Below are 16,434 nucleotides of genomic sequence, written 5' to 3' on the forward strand. Positions count from 1 at the left end.
TTTATAGGAGGAGCCACTTATGTTTAAAATTAACACAAAACCATTATGGGCTAAAAACCTAATTATACTGTGGTTTGGGATATTCATGACTGGCATTGGCATGAGTGAAGTAATGCCTTTTTTATCCCTATTTATTAATGAATTAGGTAACTTTACGAAAACAGCGTTAACCATCTATAGTAGTCTTGTATTTGCGATATCATTTTTAATAATGGCCATTGTTTCCCCTTTTTGGGGTCGTCTTGCTGATAAAAAAGGCCGAAAATTAATGCTTCTACGCGCCTCTTTAGGTATGGCAATCGTCTTTTTACTAATGGGCTTTGTAACCAATGTTTGGCAACTTATGTTTCTCCGGGCTCTGCAAGGTGCGTTTGGTGGCTATGTTTCTAATTCTAATGCCCTAGTGGCCATGCAAACACCGAAGGAACACTCCGGGCATGCGCTTAGTATTTTAGTGACTGGTATTACTGCAGGAACCCTTTTAGGACCTTTAATTGGTGGTATTTTAGCTAGTTTATTTACCTATCGCATTTCGTTCTATATAACGGGCATCATTATGTTTTTGGTTTTTATTTTGACATATAAGTTTGTGCATGAAGATTTTGTTGCGCCTAACCCTAATAAAAAAGAAACCTTGCCTAAACAATCATTTAGGGCCGTGACTACCAATCCGTTAATAATTATTTTATTCATTACTACGATGATAATTCAAATTGTTAATATGTCGATTAATCCTATTCTTAGTTTATTTGTTAAAGAACTTGGTAGCCAAAATATTTCAATTACCCTAGTAGCAGGGATTGTTGCCGCGATGCCCGGTATTTCAACCGTAATTGCTGCACCCCTTTTTGGTAAATTAGGCGATCGGATTGGTACACATAAACTATTAACCTTTGGTTTTACTTTTGGAGTATTTATCTTTTTTGCAACTTTTTTTGTTCAAAACATTTACCAATTAACGATCTTCCGCTTTTTAACAGGGCTAGCTAATGCGACTCTTTTACCATCTGTCCAAACATTGTTAACTAAAAATACACCTATCTCTAACACTAGTTTGGTATTTTCATATAATCAAAGTTTCCAAGCAATTGGTAGTGTTTTTGGTCCTCTTCTAGGCGCTTTAATCGCTAATTTTTTCGATTATCGTGGTATCTTTCTATTCAGTAGTATTATCATGCTCGTTAATTTAGGCTTATTTAGTTACTACCGTTTAAATCATAGATTAATCTAACTTTGAGATTAAAAAAGACAGCTAAATCATAATAAAAAAAGGGGCTGAATTTATAAAAATTCGCCCTTTTTTTATTTTATATACTTACTTTTTTGTAGCTATTTAACCGTATCTCTTTTTAAGGTACCGTGTTGTTTAACACTGAGAGCTATTTATGAACAACTTTCAGTTTTAATAAACAATTTATTACTTCCATCTCAAGATCACTGGGAATATAGCCAGTTCGCATGACTAATGAAATATTAAATGCATCTAAGATATGATCTGTTATCTCTAAACATATCAAGCCATCATGCTCATTAATAACATCTTTAACTAGAAAGGCTACCCCCAGATTAGCAGCAATTAACCCCTTTATCCATGAAATGTCTGGTGTTCGATAAATAATTGCTGGTTTAACATCTGCATAACTGCAATAATTCATAAATGCACGATGATGAATATATTTTTCGGTCAAACTAATGAATTTCTGCTCAGCCAACTCCTGAAAACTCACTTGTTTTAAATTTGCCAAAGCAGATGCGGGACTAACTACAATACTAAACGGCCGGGTGTCCAATTGAATTGCATCTAACTTATCATTTTGAATGGGTAAAGTAGATGCTAATAATGCAATATCCACATCCCCATTTTCAACGTCTTTAGTTAATTGATTTGAACCATTCTCAATAATATCAAGCTGTTGTAGCAACCCTTTTTGTAACAGCTCACCTGCCACTTTCGGAAAACAAATTCTACCCAGAATTGGTGGCAAACCAAATTTTATCTTAACTTGTTTAGCATTATCAATTTCACGATGGGTGACATTAATTTGATGCATAATCAATTTAGCATTTTTGTATAGTAGTAGCCCTAAGCGAGTAATTTTGGTTTGCTGATGGACACGATCTTGTACAACTAATTTAGCATCAAATTCACGTTCTAACCGCTGAATTGCTTGTGTAATCGCTGGTTGCGATACCAAAAACTGTTGTGCTACCATCGTATAATTTCGGTTTTCTACTAACGCACAAAAATAATCTAAATCTTTAGTTTTCATCACTATACCTATTTAATATCAGATTGTTGGTAGGCTTTATCCCACCTTCTTAGCTTACCACATTCCGATAACTTTCATCCATAGTGAACCAATTCCCAACCAAATAACAAAGTAAACAATTCCTAAAATTGCATTTAAGCGCCACCATTCATTTTGTGTTACATAGCCTGATCCAAATAGAATTGGCGCTGGCCCGTTACTATAATGGGTAGTTGATGCAAACAAGTTACCAAAGAAACCGAGCATTAAAGCCGCAAGCATACCGGGTACGCCTGCTGAAATAGCGACTCCAAGTAAAGCACTATACATTGCACTGATATGTGCCGTTGCACTAGCAAATAAGTAATGACTGTAAAAGTAAGCTAATATTAGTACAACTAAAGCAATAACCCAGTTTAAGCCACCCATCATATTAGCAATTACCTTACTTAACCATGGAATGAAACCTAGTTCGTTTAATTGGGTTGCCATCATAACTAATACTGAAAACCAGGTTAGTGTATTCCACGCACCCGTTTCTTTAGTGATGTCTTTCCAAGAAAGAACCCCAGTTAATAAAAGCAATGTTAATGCAATAAAAGCCGTTAAGGTTGCATCAATTTGTAAAATACTACCAGTAATCCACAATAACAAAGCTAAAACAAAGATGCCGCCCATTAATTTTTCAGGTAAGGCAATTTTACCCATGGTTGTTAATTCATTTTCAGCCCATGCTTTAGCATTTGGCGTTTCCTTAACTTCTGGTGGATAAATTTTATAAATAATATATGGCACGACTAACAACGATATTATTCCGGGCACACTTGACGCTAAAAACCAACCCATCCATGTAATATTAACATGCATACTCTTGGCCAATGATTGTGCTAGTGGGTTCCCGGCCATCGCAGTTAGAAACATTGCTGCAGTAATCATATCGCCATGAAATTCTGAAAACAATAAAAATGAGCCAATTTTTCGTTGAGTATTATCTTTTGGCGAAGAACCAAAAGCTTCTGCCAATGAATTAATAATTGGATACATAATTCCACCAGCCCGGGCAGTGTTACTTGGTGTTGCCGGTGCTAAAATTAAATCAACACCAATTAATGAATACGCTAGGCCTAATGTCTTTTTACCAAATAGCTTAACAAAGATTAACGCTATTCGCCGTCCCAAACCGGTTTTAATAAAACCACGAGAAATAAAGAACGCCATTACAATTAGCCAGATACTATCATTACCAAACCCAGCAATGGCTGTTTCCATTGGAACAATCTTTGTTAAAACAACAATCGTAAATCCAGCAATCGCAACCCCCCCAATTGGTAGTGGTTGTGTAATACACCCAATAATTGTGGCAACAAAAATAGCAAACATATGCCATGCTGCTAGTGAAACACCCACTGGTTTAACCGGTGATAGGAACCAAATAATTAACCCTACGACCACCGGAATAATAAATTTCCGGTAGTCAATCTTTTCTAGTGTCATTTTCTCAAACTTCCCTTATTTATTTACTTTGCACATATGCAAATACTTGAATACCAGCTTGCCGACCAAAAATTACCGTTTCAGCAATCGAATTACCACCAATACGATTGTTACCATGAAGGCCACCAACTACTTCACCTGCAGCATATAATCCAGCAATTGGTTGGTTGTCCTCATTTAAAACTTCGGTTGCAGTGTTAATTGCAACTCCACCCATTGTATAATGGACAGCTGGTGCAATATGAATTGCATAAAATGGCCCAGTTACAACCCCACGATCCATTCCCGTTTTCCGATTAAACTGTTGATCATTATGTTCAGTTACAGCCATATTCCAATTAGCAATGGTTGTTTCAAGGGCTTTGCTTGGCACATTAATTGTTTTTGCTAAATCTGTAATTTCTGTTCCATGATGTACCAAACCAACGTGATCATAAAACTCAATTGCTTTAACTCGGTCACGAATACCTTGATCAAAAATCAAGAATGCGCCCGTACCACCTAAACTATCAATTGCTGCCGTTACATTTTTACGCGTATCTAGTTCGTTAACAAATCGTTGTCCATCATTATTAACTAAAATTGCTCCTTCACCACGAACCGCTTCACCAATTAAATAAGTATGATCAGTATCTTGTTGTACTGTTGGATGTACTTGTACTTGGTCCATATCAACTAATTTCGCACCAAGTGATCTTGCTAATTCAATTCCATCACCTTTAGCTCCTGGTTGATTGGTCGTTTTATATTCTGCCAACTCAGGGCGATATTTAGCAAGCATTTGCTTATTGGCACCAAAACCACCTGTTGCTAAAATAACTGCAGTGGTTGCTAGTTCTTTTTTAACACCAATAATGTCTAGGGTTACACCACTAAGCACATTATCAGTTGTGTTAATATCAGTTACTTTTACCCCAGTAAACACTGGAATTTTGGCTGCTTGCACTAATTTCAATAATTCCGTTATCAAAAAACCACCGATTGGTGCCATTGAGCTTGGCCGATGAGTTCGCATTTTACTCATACCACCAGTAATTGTAATATCATCAAGTTTAACACCATGTTCTGCTAACCAATCAATTGCTAACGCACTATGATTAGTAAAAAATTCCAACAACTGTTGGTTATTTTGATTACCACCGCCAACTAATGTTTCATGGTAAAAATCAGCCATGCTATCAACGACATGATGCTTAAGTTGTACTGTCGTTTCAGCAGCATTCATCCCTGATGATGCCCGTGTAGTATTACCACCAAGCCGGGCCATTTTTTCAAAAACAACGGGTTTTAATCCTAATTCGTGGGCTTGTAAAGCTGCCGTTAAGCCTGTACCACCAGAACCAATAATTACTACATCATATTTATCTGCCATTTTTTGCGTAGGCGTTGGTTCAAATTTAAATTTATCTGCCATTTTATTACACTTTCTAAATTTCTATTGTTAGCAAATTATGCTACGCCATTTAATATCCATAAATGCGCAGCATAATTATCATTATCTAGTTAAAATTAAGCTTTGTCGATATTTGTCATAGCCAAAGGTACAACCCATTTATCGAAATCTTCGCCACTTACAAAGCCTGATTTTACAGCTGCTTCCCGTAAAGTTAGCCCCTCTTTTTCAGCTTGTTGCGCAATTACGGCACTATCATGGTAACCAATGTGTGGTGATAATGCAGTAACTGTCATTAATGATTGATCGACTAATTCTTGCATGCGTTCAGCATTTACTGTTAACCCAGCAATCATTTTATCGGCAAAGCCCATAATTGTACCAGCCATTAATTCAGCAGATTCCAAAAAGGCACTAATTAGAACTGGTTTATAAACATTCATTTCAAAGTTACCTTGACTTGAGGCCACGTTGACAACCACATCATTTCCCATAACGCGGACAGCTGCCATTGTGATTGCTTCAGCTTGTGTTGGGTTAACTTTACCAGGCATGATTGATGAACCAGGTTCATTGGCTGGAATATTTAATTCACCATATCCTGAACGTGGACCACTAGCTAGAAAACGAACATCATTTGCAATTTTCATTAAGTCACTTGCTAAGGTTTTAATAGCACCATGCACCACATTTAAGCCTGAGTGTGCAGCCAAACCGTAGAATTTATTTGAGTCAGCTGTGAAAGCATGCTGATATGTGTCAGTCATCAAACTAGCAATCTTATCCGCAAAATGTGGGGCAGCATTTAAGCCTGTACCAACAGCTGTTCCACCCATTGCTAATTCGCTTAAAGTTGGATTTAATTTTTGTAAGTAATCAACATCATGTTCCAACATACTTACCCAACCACTGACCTCTTGTCCAAACGTCAATGGTGTTGCATCTTGTAAGTGTGTCCGGCCGACCTTTACAGTTCGCCAGTATTTTTCTTGTTTTACTTTTAATTCGTCAATTAAGTGTTGCGCAGCGGTGATTAACTTATCAACGGCTACCGCAGCAGTAATATTCATAGCTGTTGGGAAAATATCATTTGAACTTTGACCGTGATTAACGTGATCATTAGGTAAAATTTCAATTTTGTCATCAATTTTTGCTGCCATATGCGCAACCACTTCGTTGGCATTCATATTACTTTGTGTTCCTGAACCAGTTTGATAAATTACCAAAGGAAAATCTTTACGTAATTCAGCATCCTCTAATGCTAAAAGACTATCAATTGCTTTGACAATCAAATCAGCTTTATCAGCTTCTATTGCTTGAGCTTCCTTATTTGCAATTGCAGCTGCCTTTTTAATTTGCAACAATGCTTTGACAATTTCAAGTGGCATTGGGTCACCAGTTGGAAAATTATTACGACTTCTTTCAGTTTGAGCACCCCAAAGAGCAGTACTAGGAATTTTGACAGCACCTAATGTATCTTCTTCAATACGATATTCAACCATGATTATCTCCTTATTTTTAGTGAATATTTTCACATAAGTTTTTATAATTAATCAACAAATTTATCTTAAACGCTCTGATATTTTATAGTCAAATTACCATAAAGCTATAATTTTTACTTATGAGGTTAATATATCAAGATTTTTAAGGCTAGTTTTTGTTAATTAAAAAATTATAATTAATTTATTTTTAAATTTTAAACAAAAAACAAAAAATTATAACTATCACAATATCGTTTAATTCATTTCTAGCTAATACATTTTAATGTCTGCAACTAAGGCTTCATTAATTTGTGACCAATTCAGCGAAACACCTAATCCTGGTTGGTCTGGGACTTGCATCTTACCATCAATCACACTTAATGGTTCATTAATAATATCATTTTCAAAATAATCAGCATTACTACCATTATCACCAGGAAAATTATGCACAGTAGGTAATGAACTTAATGCTAAATTAACCGCTCGACCGACCCCAGTCGTTAACATGCCACCAATCCATGCCATTGTTTGATATTGCTCAGCCATGTTTATTGCCGCTTTAGCAGCCGTTATCCCGCCCAATTTTCCTTGCTTGATCGTCAAGGCCCGGGTAATTGGGTGTTGATACTTTGTTAAAACGTTATTTACATCAGCTAAACTATTAATACTTTCATCTAAACTAAGTTTGAGCTGTTTTAAATTATTTTGAACTTGATAATGTAAAGCTAACTCCTTTTCACCAAAAGGTTGCTCAAGTAAACTAATACCCATTTGATCTAAATACATAATTTTACTAATATCATTTTGATGCCAACTACCATTAGCATCTAGGGAGAAATAAACTTGCGGGTAGCGCTGAATGAGCTGGGCTAACTTAGCTAAATCGGTGGCCTTGTCAATTTTTAATTTAATCCGTTCATACCCCTGATTAACATAATCATCAACTTTATTTTGTAATATGTGGTTGTCACTTTGGAGGCCAATGGCGCGGCCAACCTTAACCGCGCGGCCTTGCCCACCAATCATCATTTGTAACGATTGTTCCGTTATTTTGCCATAGACATCATATATCGCCATTTCAATCGCGGCCTTAACGAATGAATATGGTGTTAAGTTTGCCAGCTTTTTAATAAGCTCACTAGGTTCCTTAAATTCTAAACCGATTAATTTCGGTAAAATCTGGGTTAGGTTCTGTTGCGATAATGCTTGGGTTTCTGCTACATATGCCGTATCTGCAAATGACTGGACCTCACCGATCCCCCAATTATGATTACTTAGCATAATCTTTATTAATGTAATTGGCCGTTGCGTTGTCAGTCCGTGTGCGGTTTTAAACGGATGCTTTAGCGTTAACGCAATCGGATAGACTGTAATATGTTCAATTTTCACTACGCGCTAACACCTCACTATATGCATTAGGTTGCTCAAAATGGACATTATGCCCGGCCCCCTGCATCACCACTAATTGACTATTTGGTAACAACTCGGCCATTTGTTTACCAATCGTCGTAAATTTTTGATCAAATGCACCCACAATAATTACCGTTTTAACTTGTAAATTGGCTAACTTTGGCCAATAGTTTGGTTGTTGGCCCGTTCCCATCATTTCTAATGAATTGGCAACGTTTAACTTATTATGACTAATGCGTTGTTGATGCATAAAAATGCGTTGCTCAGTTGTTAGCATCGTTTGCGTTGCAAATAGTGGTAGTTGTTCCCAATTCGTCACAAAATTTTCAAGCCCAAGTTTTCTAATCTGCTGCGCCTTTTGTTGGTCACTTATTTGGCGCGCTTGCCGTTTTATAGCTGAGCCAATCCCTGCCGTGGTACTTTCTAAAAACAATTGTTCTATCATAGTTGGATATGTTAACGTAAATGCAATTGCTAATCGCCCACCCATCGAATAACCAACCAAATTAACTTTATCGATGGCTAATTCTGTTAATATTTGGGCTAAATCTTGAACTTGACTTTGAATTGTCATGCGTGTTTTGGCAATAATTGGTTGCTTCTGACCGAAGCCCAATAAATTTAAGTATATGCACGTTCCTTGTGGCTTGATGTTAGCAAAGTCAGCGTGACTTCCCATAAAACCATGTAAAAAGAGCCAAAATGGTTGGCCTTGACCACGTACTTCATATTCATACAGATAATTATTAATTATAATTTTCTTTAGCATCTTACTTCCCTAATTATTTAATTCTTGCTTGATTTTGGTGACCAATGCTTGATGAACCAATACATTCTTGTCACGTTGACTAACAATTTCAATCAGTTTCAACCCTTTTGGCACCTTTTGTAATTCAGCTGTCAAACTTGGTAAGGTTGAAATACACTTATATTCACCCGCATACAATTGCGCAATTTTAGCAATTTCTAAATTCAGCGGTGTCCCAAATAGTTCATTAAAATAATCCTTAGCTTGCGCTTGTGGTAAAAATGAAAAGATGCCACCGCCATTATTGTTAATGACGATAATTGTTAAGTTGATACCTAATAAATCAACTAACTTCAAGCCATTCATATCATGAAATAAAGTTAAATCACCAATCAGTAAATACGTTGGTTGACCATTTGTCGCTATCCCAACGGCACTTGAAATAGTACCATCAATCCCATTTGCCCCCCGATTACCAATTATTTTCAACTCATTTTCCGGCCATAAGTAGTTATCAATATCCCGAATTGGCATGGAATTTGCTACGAATAATTGCGCCTTAGATGGTAAATTTTTCATAGCTTGGGCAATCGTCGGTTCTGTTAATACAGTGTTTTGTGTTACTAATTTTTTAAAGTTGTCGCTTAATGCTAACCAACCTGCTAAATAAGCATTCTCGGTTTTTGTAGGCGTGCCAGGTTGGGCTAATAGTTGCGCTAGTAACTGATTACTATCCACATCAACTGATATTTGTGCAAAGCGACTATGGTCTTTACCAACAAAATTTTCACCAATTTGATAAACCTTAACATCATTTTGCTTTAACCAAGGTAATACCCGGGCTGAAACAGGAGTTGCTCCAAATCGGAACGTAACATCTGGAATTAAATCTTTCGGAATAACATCAGCCTCAAGTAAAACATCGATGCCGTTGATAACATTTATACCTGGCCGTACACTACTTAAGGCATCGGCAATTACCGGTATTTGATATTTTTCACTAAGTTTTAGTAATAAATCACGATTAAGCTGTTCTTCATCCGGTCCCACTAATATTAATACTTTTTGTTGAGTTAACACCTTAATTAGGTCTGTTACATCAGCAATCGTTAGCATTTTTTTACCAGTTAAGAAACGTTGCGGTAAAATCTGTGGCCACCTTGTCTGTAACGCTGGCATCAATGGTTTACGCAATGGCAGATTGACTTGAATCACACCAGCGGGGGCTTTACTTGCTAAATAAACTACCTGTTGCATCCTATAGTCAATATATTCCGTATTATCCGGATGTTGAAGTTGTAAATCTAATTGTATAAAATGTTTTGCATGTGACCCATATAACTGATTTTGATTAATTGTTTGCGGTGCACCAATTCCTTGAAGTTCTGTTGGTCGATCAGTCGTTAAAATAATTAAGGGAATATGACTAATACTTGCTTCAGCCACCGCTGGCAAATAGTTAGCTGTCGCAGTGCCTGATGTCGCTAGTAAGACCACTGGTTTTTTCGTATTTTTCGCAATCCCTAACGCTAAAAAACCCGCGGAACGTTCATCAACATCAACTAATACTTTTACTGCTTGCTTGTTAGCAGCTAATTCCGCTAATAATAATGCCACCGGTGTCGAACGCGAACCCGGTGAAACGACAAAATCTGTAACTCCTTGTGCGACTAGTGCACCGAGCATATGTTTAATATTTGTTGTTAAAGTCTCCATTAAGCTAAATTCTCCAATAAACTCATCATCGGTTCCATTTTTAAAGCCGTTTCTTGATATTCACTTTGGGCTTGTGACTCTGCTAAAATCCCAGCTCCGGCAAATAAACGTACCGTTTTTGCAACTACATACATCGAACGAATCCCAATTACTAATTCACCATCCCCATTGGGCATAATCATCCCTATTGGACTAGCAAATAATCCTCTTGCAAAGGTTTCGGTTTCTTTAATTATTACTAATGCCCACTCAACTGGAATGCCACCGAGCGCCGGGGTTGGATGTAGCCTTTGTGCAACATCTAATAACGTTTTGGTCGCTTTTAAGTTACCAGTAATTGGTGTATATAAATGCTGAATTTGCGGTGTTTTTAGAATACCCGGCTGACTAATTGTATCAAGTTTAGCTAAGTGCGCTAATTTTTTGACAATTGTTGCTACTACGTATGTATGTTCTTGTAAATTTTTATGATCATTTAATAGTGCTGTCTGTAATTTTGTATCCTCTAAGGGTGTGGTCCCACGTTTGATGCTGCCAGCGACTGCTGCCGTCGCTACCTGGCCATCTTTAACTGCTACCAAGCGTTCAGGTGTTGCTGAAACAAAAACTTCATCATAATATTTTAAAACAAAATGATAACTATTTGGTTGTTGCTCCTGTAATTGCTGAATTAAACTAACTAGATTAATCTCTGTTGCTAACTGCAATAATCTTTGCCGGCCCAAGACCACTTTTTGTTTATCCGCTTGCGTTAATAATGAATCAATAACCCGATTAATTCTATTGGGCCAAGTAGTTTCATCGCGTTGCTGTATAATTTGATTTTTTTGCTTATAAGTTGGTGTTGATTTAGCCAAAGGAAGTTTTTGCTTTATTCCATAAACTTGCTTGGTTACTAGTTCATAAACTGTTTGTGGTTCAAAAAAATAGCCATTCATTAATTTTGACAAGGCTGTCTTTTGATTATCAAATTTGAACCCGCCAAAAATAGGATTTGTGTGTCCTTCAGCGCGCCATTGCTGAACTGCTTGAAAATCACCTTCAAAGATTTCCTTTTTAACTTCAAAACCATAATATCTCGTTGTCTTCGCTGGATTAGCAAAATAAACAGCAACTTTAGCTGCAGCAAATTGCTCTTGTAATACTAACTCGTTTGGAAAATTCATTTAATAATACCTTCTCATTACCTAGCAAACATAGGTAATCTATGTTGTTCAGTCTAATATCGTTGTTATTGATAGCACAAAATAATCTTACAAATTATTTTGCTAACACTACCCCAATTTTAATTTTAATACTTATTAGTCATTAGTTGAAAGGTTTATACCTATTAAAATTAGATTTTACGTTTTTTTAGATTAGCTTACCTATTACATAATCGTCTAACGATATTATTATCAAAAAAAGGTTAGTGCTAAACAACAAAAGTTGTTTAACGCTAACCTTTTTTATAAAATTTTCAATTTTCATCGATTAAAAGAAGCCAATTAACGAACCTACTGTGATAATTGCTGTCATAATTAGAATAACTTTAGTAGCTGAAATCTGTTTACTTGAAACCAACCACCAACCAAGTAAAACCATACCTAATGGTAAAATACCTGGGAAAATGTTATCTAAAACGACTTGTAAATTTTGGGTTTTACCACCAAGAGGAATTTTCGCAATCGTTTCTAGCACAATTGTTTTAGCTGATAATGCCCCCACAACCATTACCCCTAAGATATTAAAGGCATCTGTAATCCGCTTTGAGTTCTCACCAACAATAGTATCAATTGCACTAACTCCTAATTTGTATCCACTATGAAAGGCAAAATACGAAATCGAAGGTCCTAAAATTCCATATGCGACAATATAAAAGATTGGTCCTAACGCACTCCCACCAGCTGCTAAACTCATAGCAATTGATAATAAAATAGGTACAATAATTCCTTGAATAATTGAATCACCAATTCCGGCAAGTGGTCCCATTAATGTCGCTTTTATATTAACAGGCATTTCCTCTGAAACATCATTGCCTAGTGCAATTTGTTCTTCTAGGGACGCGACAATCCCATTAATTAACTGGCCAGTTTGTGGTTCAGTATTGTAAAACATCGAGTGGCGTTCAAGTAAACGGCGTTGTTTTTCTGGATCATCTTTATAGAATTTTTTAGCGAAAGGAATGTATGAGTAAGCCCACGCATGTCCTTGTAATTTTTCATAACTCATTGAACTAAGGTGAGTAAAGCCCCAACGATACCATAGTCGATTTAAATCATGTTTTGTTAATAATTTGTCAGTTTGCTTTGCATCCATGTCAATTGCTCCTCCTATTCTTAAAAGAGATCATCATCTTCATATTCATCAGCTGTATTGACCGCTGAAGATTGTGTTGCGGTATTACCATCACCACCATTTCCTTTATTAATTGATGCGAAATAATACATATAAGCAACTAGTGCTGCAATAAAGACAATCGCAATCATACTCAACTTAGCAAACGCTAATAATACAAAACCAGCAAAGAAGAAAATAAAGTGTGTTTTATTTTTAATTACAATACTCATTAATAAGGCTATCCCTAACGCTGGTAATACCCCACCAAGGACTTGAATAATATGGGTGACTTCTTCTGGGATACTATGAATTAACCAATCAACTAAGCCCTTACCAAAATAAATTGCAAGAAACACGGGTACTGCCCGCAGAATAAACGTGGTAATTTGCGGATATACTAAGTGATTTAGGGTAATTCCATGAGTATCATTTTCATGGGCTGCTTTTTCAGCGCGTGTATTCCAAAATGAATATAACGCCATCCGACCATTGTAAAAAATCAAACCAAATGTTTGACCAATTAAAATCGCAAGAGTTACCGCGATTGCAGGATCCTTAGTTGTGGCCATGGCTAAACCAATACCACCATAACTGGCATAAACGATTTCACTATTCGTTGCCCCACCAGTATTTAGGTTCGCAATAAAAACCCCTTGAACAGCCAAACCACATAAAACACCAGCTTGAATGTCACCAAATGCTAATCCAATTAAAAGACCAGCAACTAAGGGACGCCCAACAATATAATAACCACCAGACATTCCTAAAAGCCAAGGCGATTCAATCGCCCCTAAATAACAAAAGATTCCTGTTAAAAGTGCAGGTATAAATAAACTCGACATAAATAATCACCCCTTTAGTGTTGTAATTAATCCATTGAATCGTATTTTGCTTTCATCGTGTCCCAATGGCGAATATCATCATCTGGTAACAATTGGAATTGAATATCAACGCCATGCTTAGCAATATTTTCAAATGCAGCATAATCATTTTGGTCAATCGCAACGGTTCGACCTAAAATTTTGGTATTTGGGCGAGTATTCATTGGTCCTACGTTCAATGTCCCACCAAAATCAACTCCCATATCAACTAATTGTGAAAAGGTTTGTGGTGAATCACTAATTAAAAAGAAATTTTTCTTTGATTCAATTCCTTTAGCAATTTTTTCAGGTGCTTCAGCAGTTGTATAAATTCCCACTTTAAGTTCATTCGCAGCTGCCTTTAAAACCTTACGTCTTAATTCATTATGTGCAATTGCATCCCCTACTACTAAAATGCCATCAACTGGTCGGGCTTTTGTCCATCTCGTCATTGTTTGGCCATGAATTACTCGATCATCAACTCGTACTACTGAAATTGTCATAATTTTTTCCTCCTAAATTATCAGTTAAAAATCTAAATCATCATCTGCATCATCATCACTATTCTGTGCAACTTGAATCCCTTGTTGACCTGCTGTCACGACAATTGATACTGCTTGATCTAAGTCAGCGACACCACTAATTTGCGGTACCAACTCTAACAGCATTGGTAAGTTAACCCCACTAACAACCCTAATGCGATCTGGGTGGCCCAAAAAATAATTATATGCCTCATTAAATGGAGTACCACCTTTTAAATCAGCTAAAACTAAGACTGGTTCTACTTGTTCATCTAGCCAATTCACTAAGCGATTCCGAAAATCCGTAACACCTTGATCATTCAAAACCAATGTACTTAGTTCTGGTGCTTGACTAGCAATAAATTCATAACTCGCAACTGCCCCCTTGGCCAAATCACTATGCGAAACAACTAAAACTTTCATGTAATCACCATCCTTGGACCCATATTTGTATTAACATATTTCGTTTACATGTTAATTATATGAAACCGCTTTCATATAGTCAATATATTTTATATAATTTTGTTATACAATATATAGTGTTAGGTATAATTAAATCGATAAGCATTTATAATTTGACAACTATACCAATTATTGCTAATTTTAATATGTTAATACATAATATGAAATGAGGCCTTTATTATGAACTATTCCATTACTGACTTAAGTAACCTAATCGATCATACTAATCTTCATCCAGATGCCACAGCTCAAGATATCCAATTACTATGCCAACAAGCAAACCAATACCACTTTAAAATGGTTGCCATTAATCAAAGTCAAACTGCATTGTGTGCTAAGTTACTTAATACTAGTAAAGTTCATGTTGGGGCTGCAATTAGTTTTCCATTAGGCCAAACCACCCTTGCCAGTAAGTTATTTGATACCCAAGATGCAATCGCCAATGGTGCCGATGAAATTGATTACGTTGTTAATCTCACAGCAGTTAAAAATCAACAGTGGTCCTTAGTTGCTGATGAAATGCAAAAAATTGTCTTTCTATGTCGTCAAAATAATGTTATTAGTAAAGTTATTTTCGAAAATTGTTATTTAACGACGAATGAAATTATTAAACTAGCGGAAATCGCTAAGGAAATTAAACCCGACTTTATAAAAACATCAACTGGTTTTGGTCCAAGTGGCGCCACGATTGAAGATGTCAAACTAATGAAAAAAACAGTGGGTAATAGTGTTGCGGTTAAGGCGGCGGGAGGAATTAGAAATGCCAATGATTTTTTAGCAATGCTTGCAGCGGGAGCTACTAGAATTGGAACTAGTGCTGGGATTGCTATTATTACAGAATTAACTCAACGATTGACTGCGCAAAATACCACAACAATTTCTATCACCCCGACGAAAAAATAAGAAAGGATACGAATAATGACAGATATACCAATGCCCAAATATCGCCAAATTGCTGACGATTTGCTAAAAAAAATTCAAACTGGGATTTATCCAATAAATGCCTTAATTCCCAAAGAAATTGAACTTGCAACTTTTTATGGTGTTAGTCGGCCGACTATTCGTCAAGCTATTCAGCTCTTAGTTAACGATGGTTATCTTGACCGTCGCAAAAAACGTGGCACAATTGTTCGCCAACGTAAAATTGTGCAAGAATTTACCCATGTGATTGCTAGCTACGATCAAGAAATGGATAATCATGGCCTAATTCCCATGACCAAAGTCATTATGTTTACCACTGAAGTGGCCGATAATGAAGTCTGTGAACGTTTAAATCTCCCCATAGACTCAATTGTTTTTAAGCTTGTTCGGCTACGTTATGCTAATGATCAACCAATTGTGATTGTTACCACCTATATTCCCTATAGTGTGGTTCCACATTTGAGTGATTATGACTTTACGGCGGTTTCCCTTTATGAAACTTTAGCGGCCAATAATACCGCAGTTGTCCGTGTACAACGCCGGCTAGAAGTTATCAAGGCAGATGAGACTGTTGCTAATCTACTCAATGTTCAACAAAACGAACCCCTTTTTTATTTTCATACGATCGGTCACACACAGGACTCTGGCGCTATTGAATATTCTATTGCTAAATATCGTGGCGATCTAAATTCTTTCAACATTGACGTTAGTTTGTAAAAAAATTTTTAAAAATCATTGACAAGTTATTTTTAAATTGTTAATATACATCCAACAATTAAATTTTAATGAGAAACGTTGAGTAGGAAAGTAGGCTTTTTATTATTTTTAGCGAGTCGTTGGTTGGTGCAAAACGATAATAA

Annotated in this window: 15 protein-coding genes and 1 other annotated feature (1 of these 16 cut by a window edge); of the genes, 3 read left to right on the forward strand and 12 right to left on the reverse strand. The window is 36.4% G+C overall.

Annotation, left to right across the window (positions count from 1 at the left end; genetic code table 11):
- Positions 1-19: 19 nt before the first annotated feature.
- Positions 20-1,231 carry an MFS transporter gene (locus JOC59_RS00580; protein WP_205142852.1) on the forward strand — a complete coding sequence of 404 codons (1,212 nt, stop codon included), beginning with the start codon at positions 20-22 and terminating at the stop codon, positions 1,229-1,231.
- Positions 1,232-1,379: 148 nt separating this feature from the next.
- Here the strand turns inward: JOC59_RS00580 and JOC59_RS00585 are convergent, their stop codons facing one another.
- From JOC59_RS00585 to JOC59_RS00640, 12 genes are all read right to left on the reverse strand, one after another.
- Positions 1,380-2,270 (reverse strand): LysR family transcriptional regulator, encoded by an 891-nt coding sequence (locus JOC59_RS00585; RefSeq protein WP_205142853.1) that lies wholly within the window; start codon positions 2,268-2,270, stop codon positions 1,380-1,382.
- 54 nt (positions 2,271-2,324) lie between these two features.
- The gene (locus JOC59_RS00590) at positions 2,325-3,743 is read right to left on the reverse strand and encodes an anion permease (RefSeq protein WP_205142854.1); all 1,419 of its coding nucleotides are present in this window, start codon (positions 3,741-3,743) and stop codon (positions 2,325-2,327) included.
- A 19-nt stretch (positions 3,744-3,762) separates the two neighbouring features.
- Positions 3,763-5,157, reverse strand: a complete 1,395-nt coding sequence (locus tag JOC59_RS00595) for a flavocytochrome c (RefSeq protein WP_205142855.1) — start codon at positions 5,155-5,157, stop codon at positions 3,763-3,765.
- Positions 5,158-5,252: 95 nt separating this feature from the next.
- Complete coding sequence (locus JOC59_RS00600) at positions 5,253-6,638, reverse strand: class II fumarate hydratase (RefSeq protein WP_205142856.1); 1,386 nt, start codon at positions 6,636-6,638, stop codon at positions 5,253-5,255.
- Between the two features lie 249 nt (positions 6,639-6,887).
- A complete protein-coding gene (gene menC / locus JOC59_RS00605) occupies positions 6,888-8,006 on the reverse strand; it encodes an o-succinylbenzoate synthase (protein WP_205142857.1) in 1,119 nt (372 codons plus the stop codon).
- Complete coding sequence (menH, locus tag JOC59_RS00610; RefSeq protein WP_205142858.1) at positions 7,996-8,796, reverse strand: 2-succinyl-6-hydroxy-2,4-cyclohexadiene-1-carboxylate synthase; 801 nt, start codon at positions 8,794-8,796, stop codon at positions 7,996-7,998. Before menH ends, menC begins: the two co-directional genes overlap by 11 nt.
- Before the next feature lie 9 nt (positions 8,797-8,805).
- Positions 8,806-10,491: a 2-succinyl-5-enolpyruvyl-6-hydroxy-3-cyclohexene-1-carboxylic-acid synthase gene (gene menD, locus JOC59_RS00615; protein WP_205142859.1), complete on the reverse strand. Its 1,686-nt coding sequence runs from the start codon at positions 10,489-10,491 to the stop codon at positions 8,806-8,808.
- Positions 10,491-11,657 (reverse strand): isochorismate synthase, encoded by a 1,167-nt coding sequence (locus tag JOC59_RS00620; RefSeq protein ID WP_205142860.1) that lies wholly within the window; start codon positions 11,655-11,657, stop codon positions 10,491-10,493. Before JOC59_RS00620 ends, menD begins: the two co-directional genes overlap by 1 nt.
- A gap of 307 nt (positions 11,658-11,964) precedes the next feature.
- Positions 11,965-12,789, reverse strand: a complete 825-nt coding sequence (locus JOC59_RS00625; protein ID WP_205142861.1) for a PTS system mannose/fructose/sorbose family transporter subunit IID — start codon at positions 12,787-12,789, stop codon at positions 11,965-11,967.
- A gap of 20 nt (positions 12,790-12,809) precedes the next feature.
- Positions 12,810-13,652: a PTS mannose/fructose/sorbose/N-acetylgalactosamine transporter subunit IIC gene (locus tag JOC59_RS00630; RefSeq protein ID WP_205142862.1), complete on the reverse strand. Its 843-nt coding sequence runs from the start codon at positions 13,650-13,652 to the stop codon at positions 12,810-12,812.
- Positions 13,653-13,678: 26 nt separating this feature from the next.
- Positions 13,679-14,173, reverse strand: a complete 495-nt coding sequence (locus JOC59_RS00635; RefSeq protein WP_205142863.1) for a PTS sugar transporter subunit IIB — start codon at positions 14,171-14,173, stop codon at positions 13,679-13,681.
- Between the two features lie 24 nt (positions 14,174-14,197).
- Positions 14,198-14,614, reverse strand: a complete 417-nt coding sequence (locus JOC59_RS00640) for a PTS sugar transporter subunit IIA (protein WP_205142864.1) — start codon at positions 14,612-14,614, stop codon at positions 14,198-14,200.
- A 219-nt stretch (positions 14,615-14,833) separates the two neighbouring features.
- Here JOC59_RS00640 and deoC point away from each other — a divergent pair, with 219 nt between their 5' ends.
- Positions 14,834-15,556, forward strand: a complete 723-nt coding sequence (gene deoC / locus JOC59_RS00645) for a deoxyribose-phosphate aldolase (protein ID WP_205142865.1) — start codon at positions 14,834-14,836, stop codon at positions 15,554-15,556.
- A 15-nt stretch (positions 15,557-15,571) separates the two neighbouring features.
- Positions 15,572-16,291 carry a GntR family transcriptional regulator gene (locus JOC59_RS00650; protein ID WP_205142866.1) on the forward strand — a complete coding sequence of 240 codons (720 nt, stop codon included), beginning with the start codon at positions 15,572-15,574 and terminating at the stop codon, positions 16,289-16,291.
- 69 nt (positions 16,292-16,360) lie between these two features.
- Positions 16,361-16,434 (forward strand) — a binding site (T-box leader) (it continues 169 nt past the right edge of the window).

The sequence above is a fragment of the Periweissella beninensis genome (assembly GCF_016908275.1).
Taxonomy (GTDB): domain Bacteria; phylum Bacillota; class Bacilli; order Lactobacillales; family Lactobacillaceae; genus Periweissella; species Periweissella beninensis.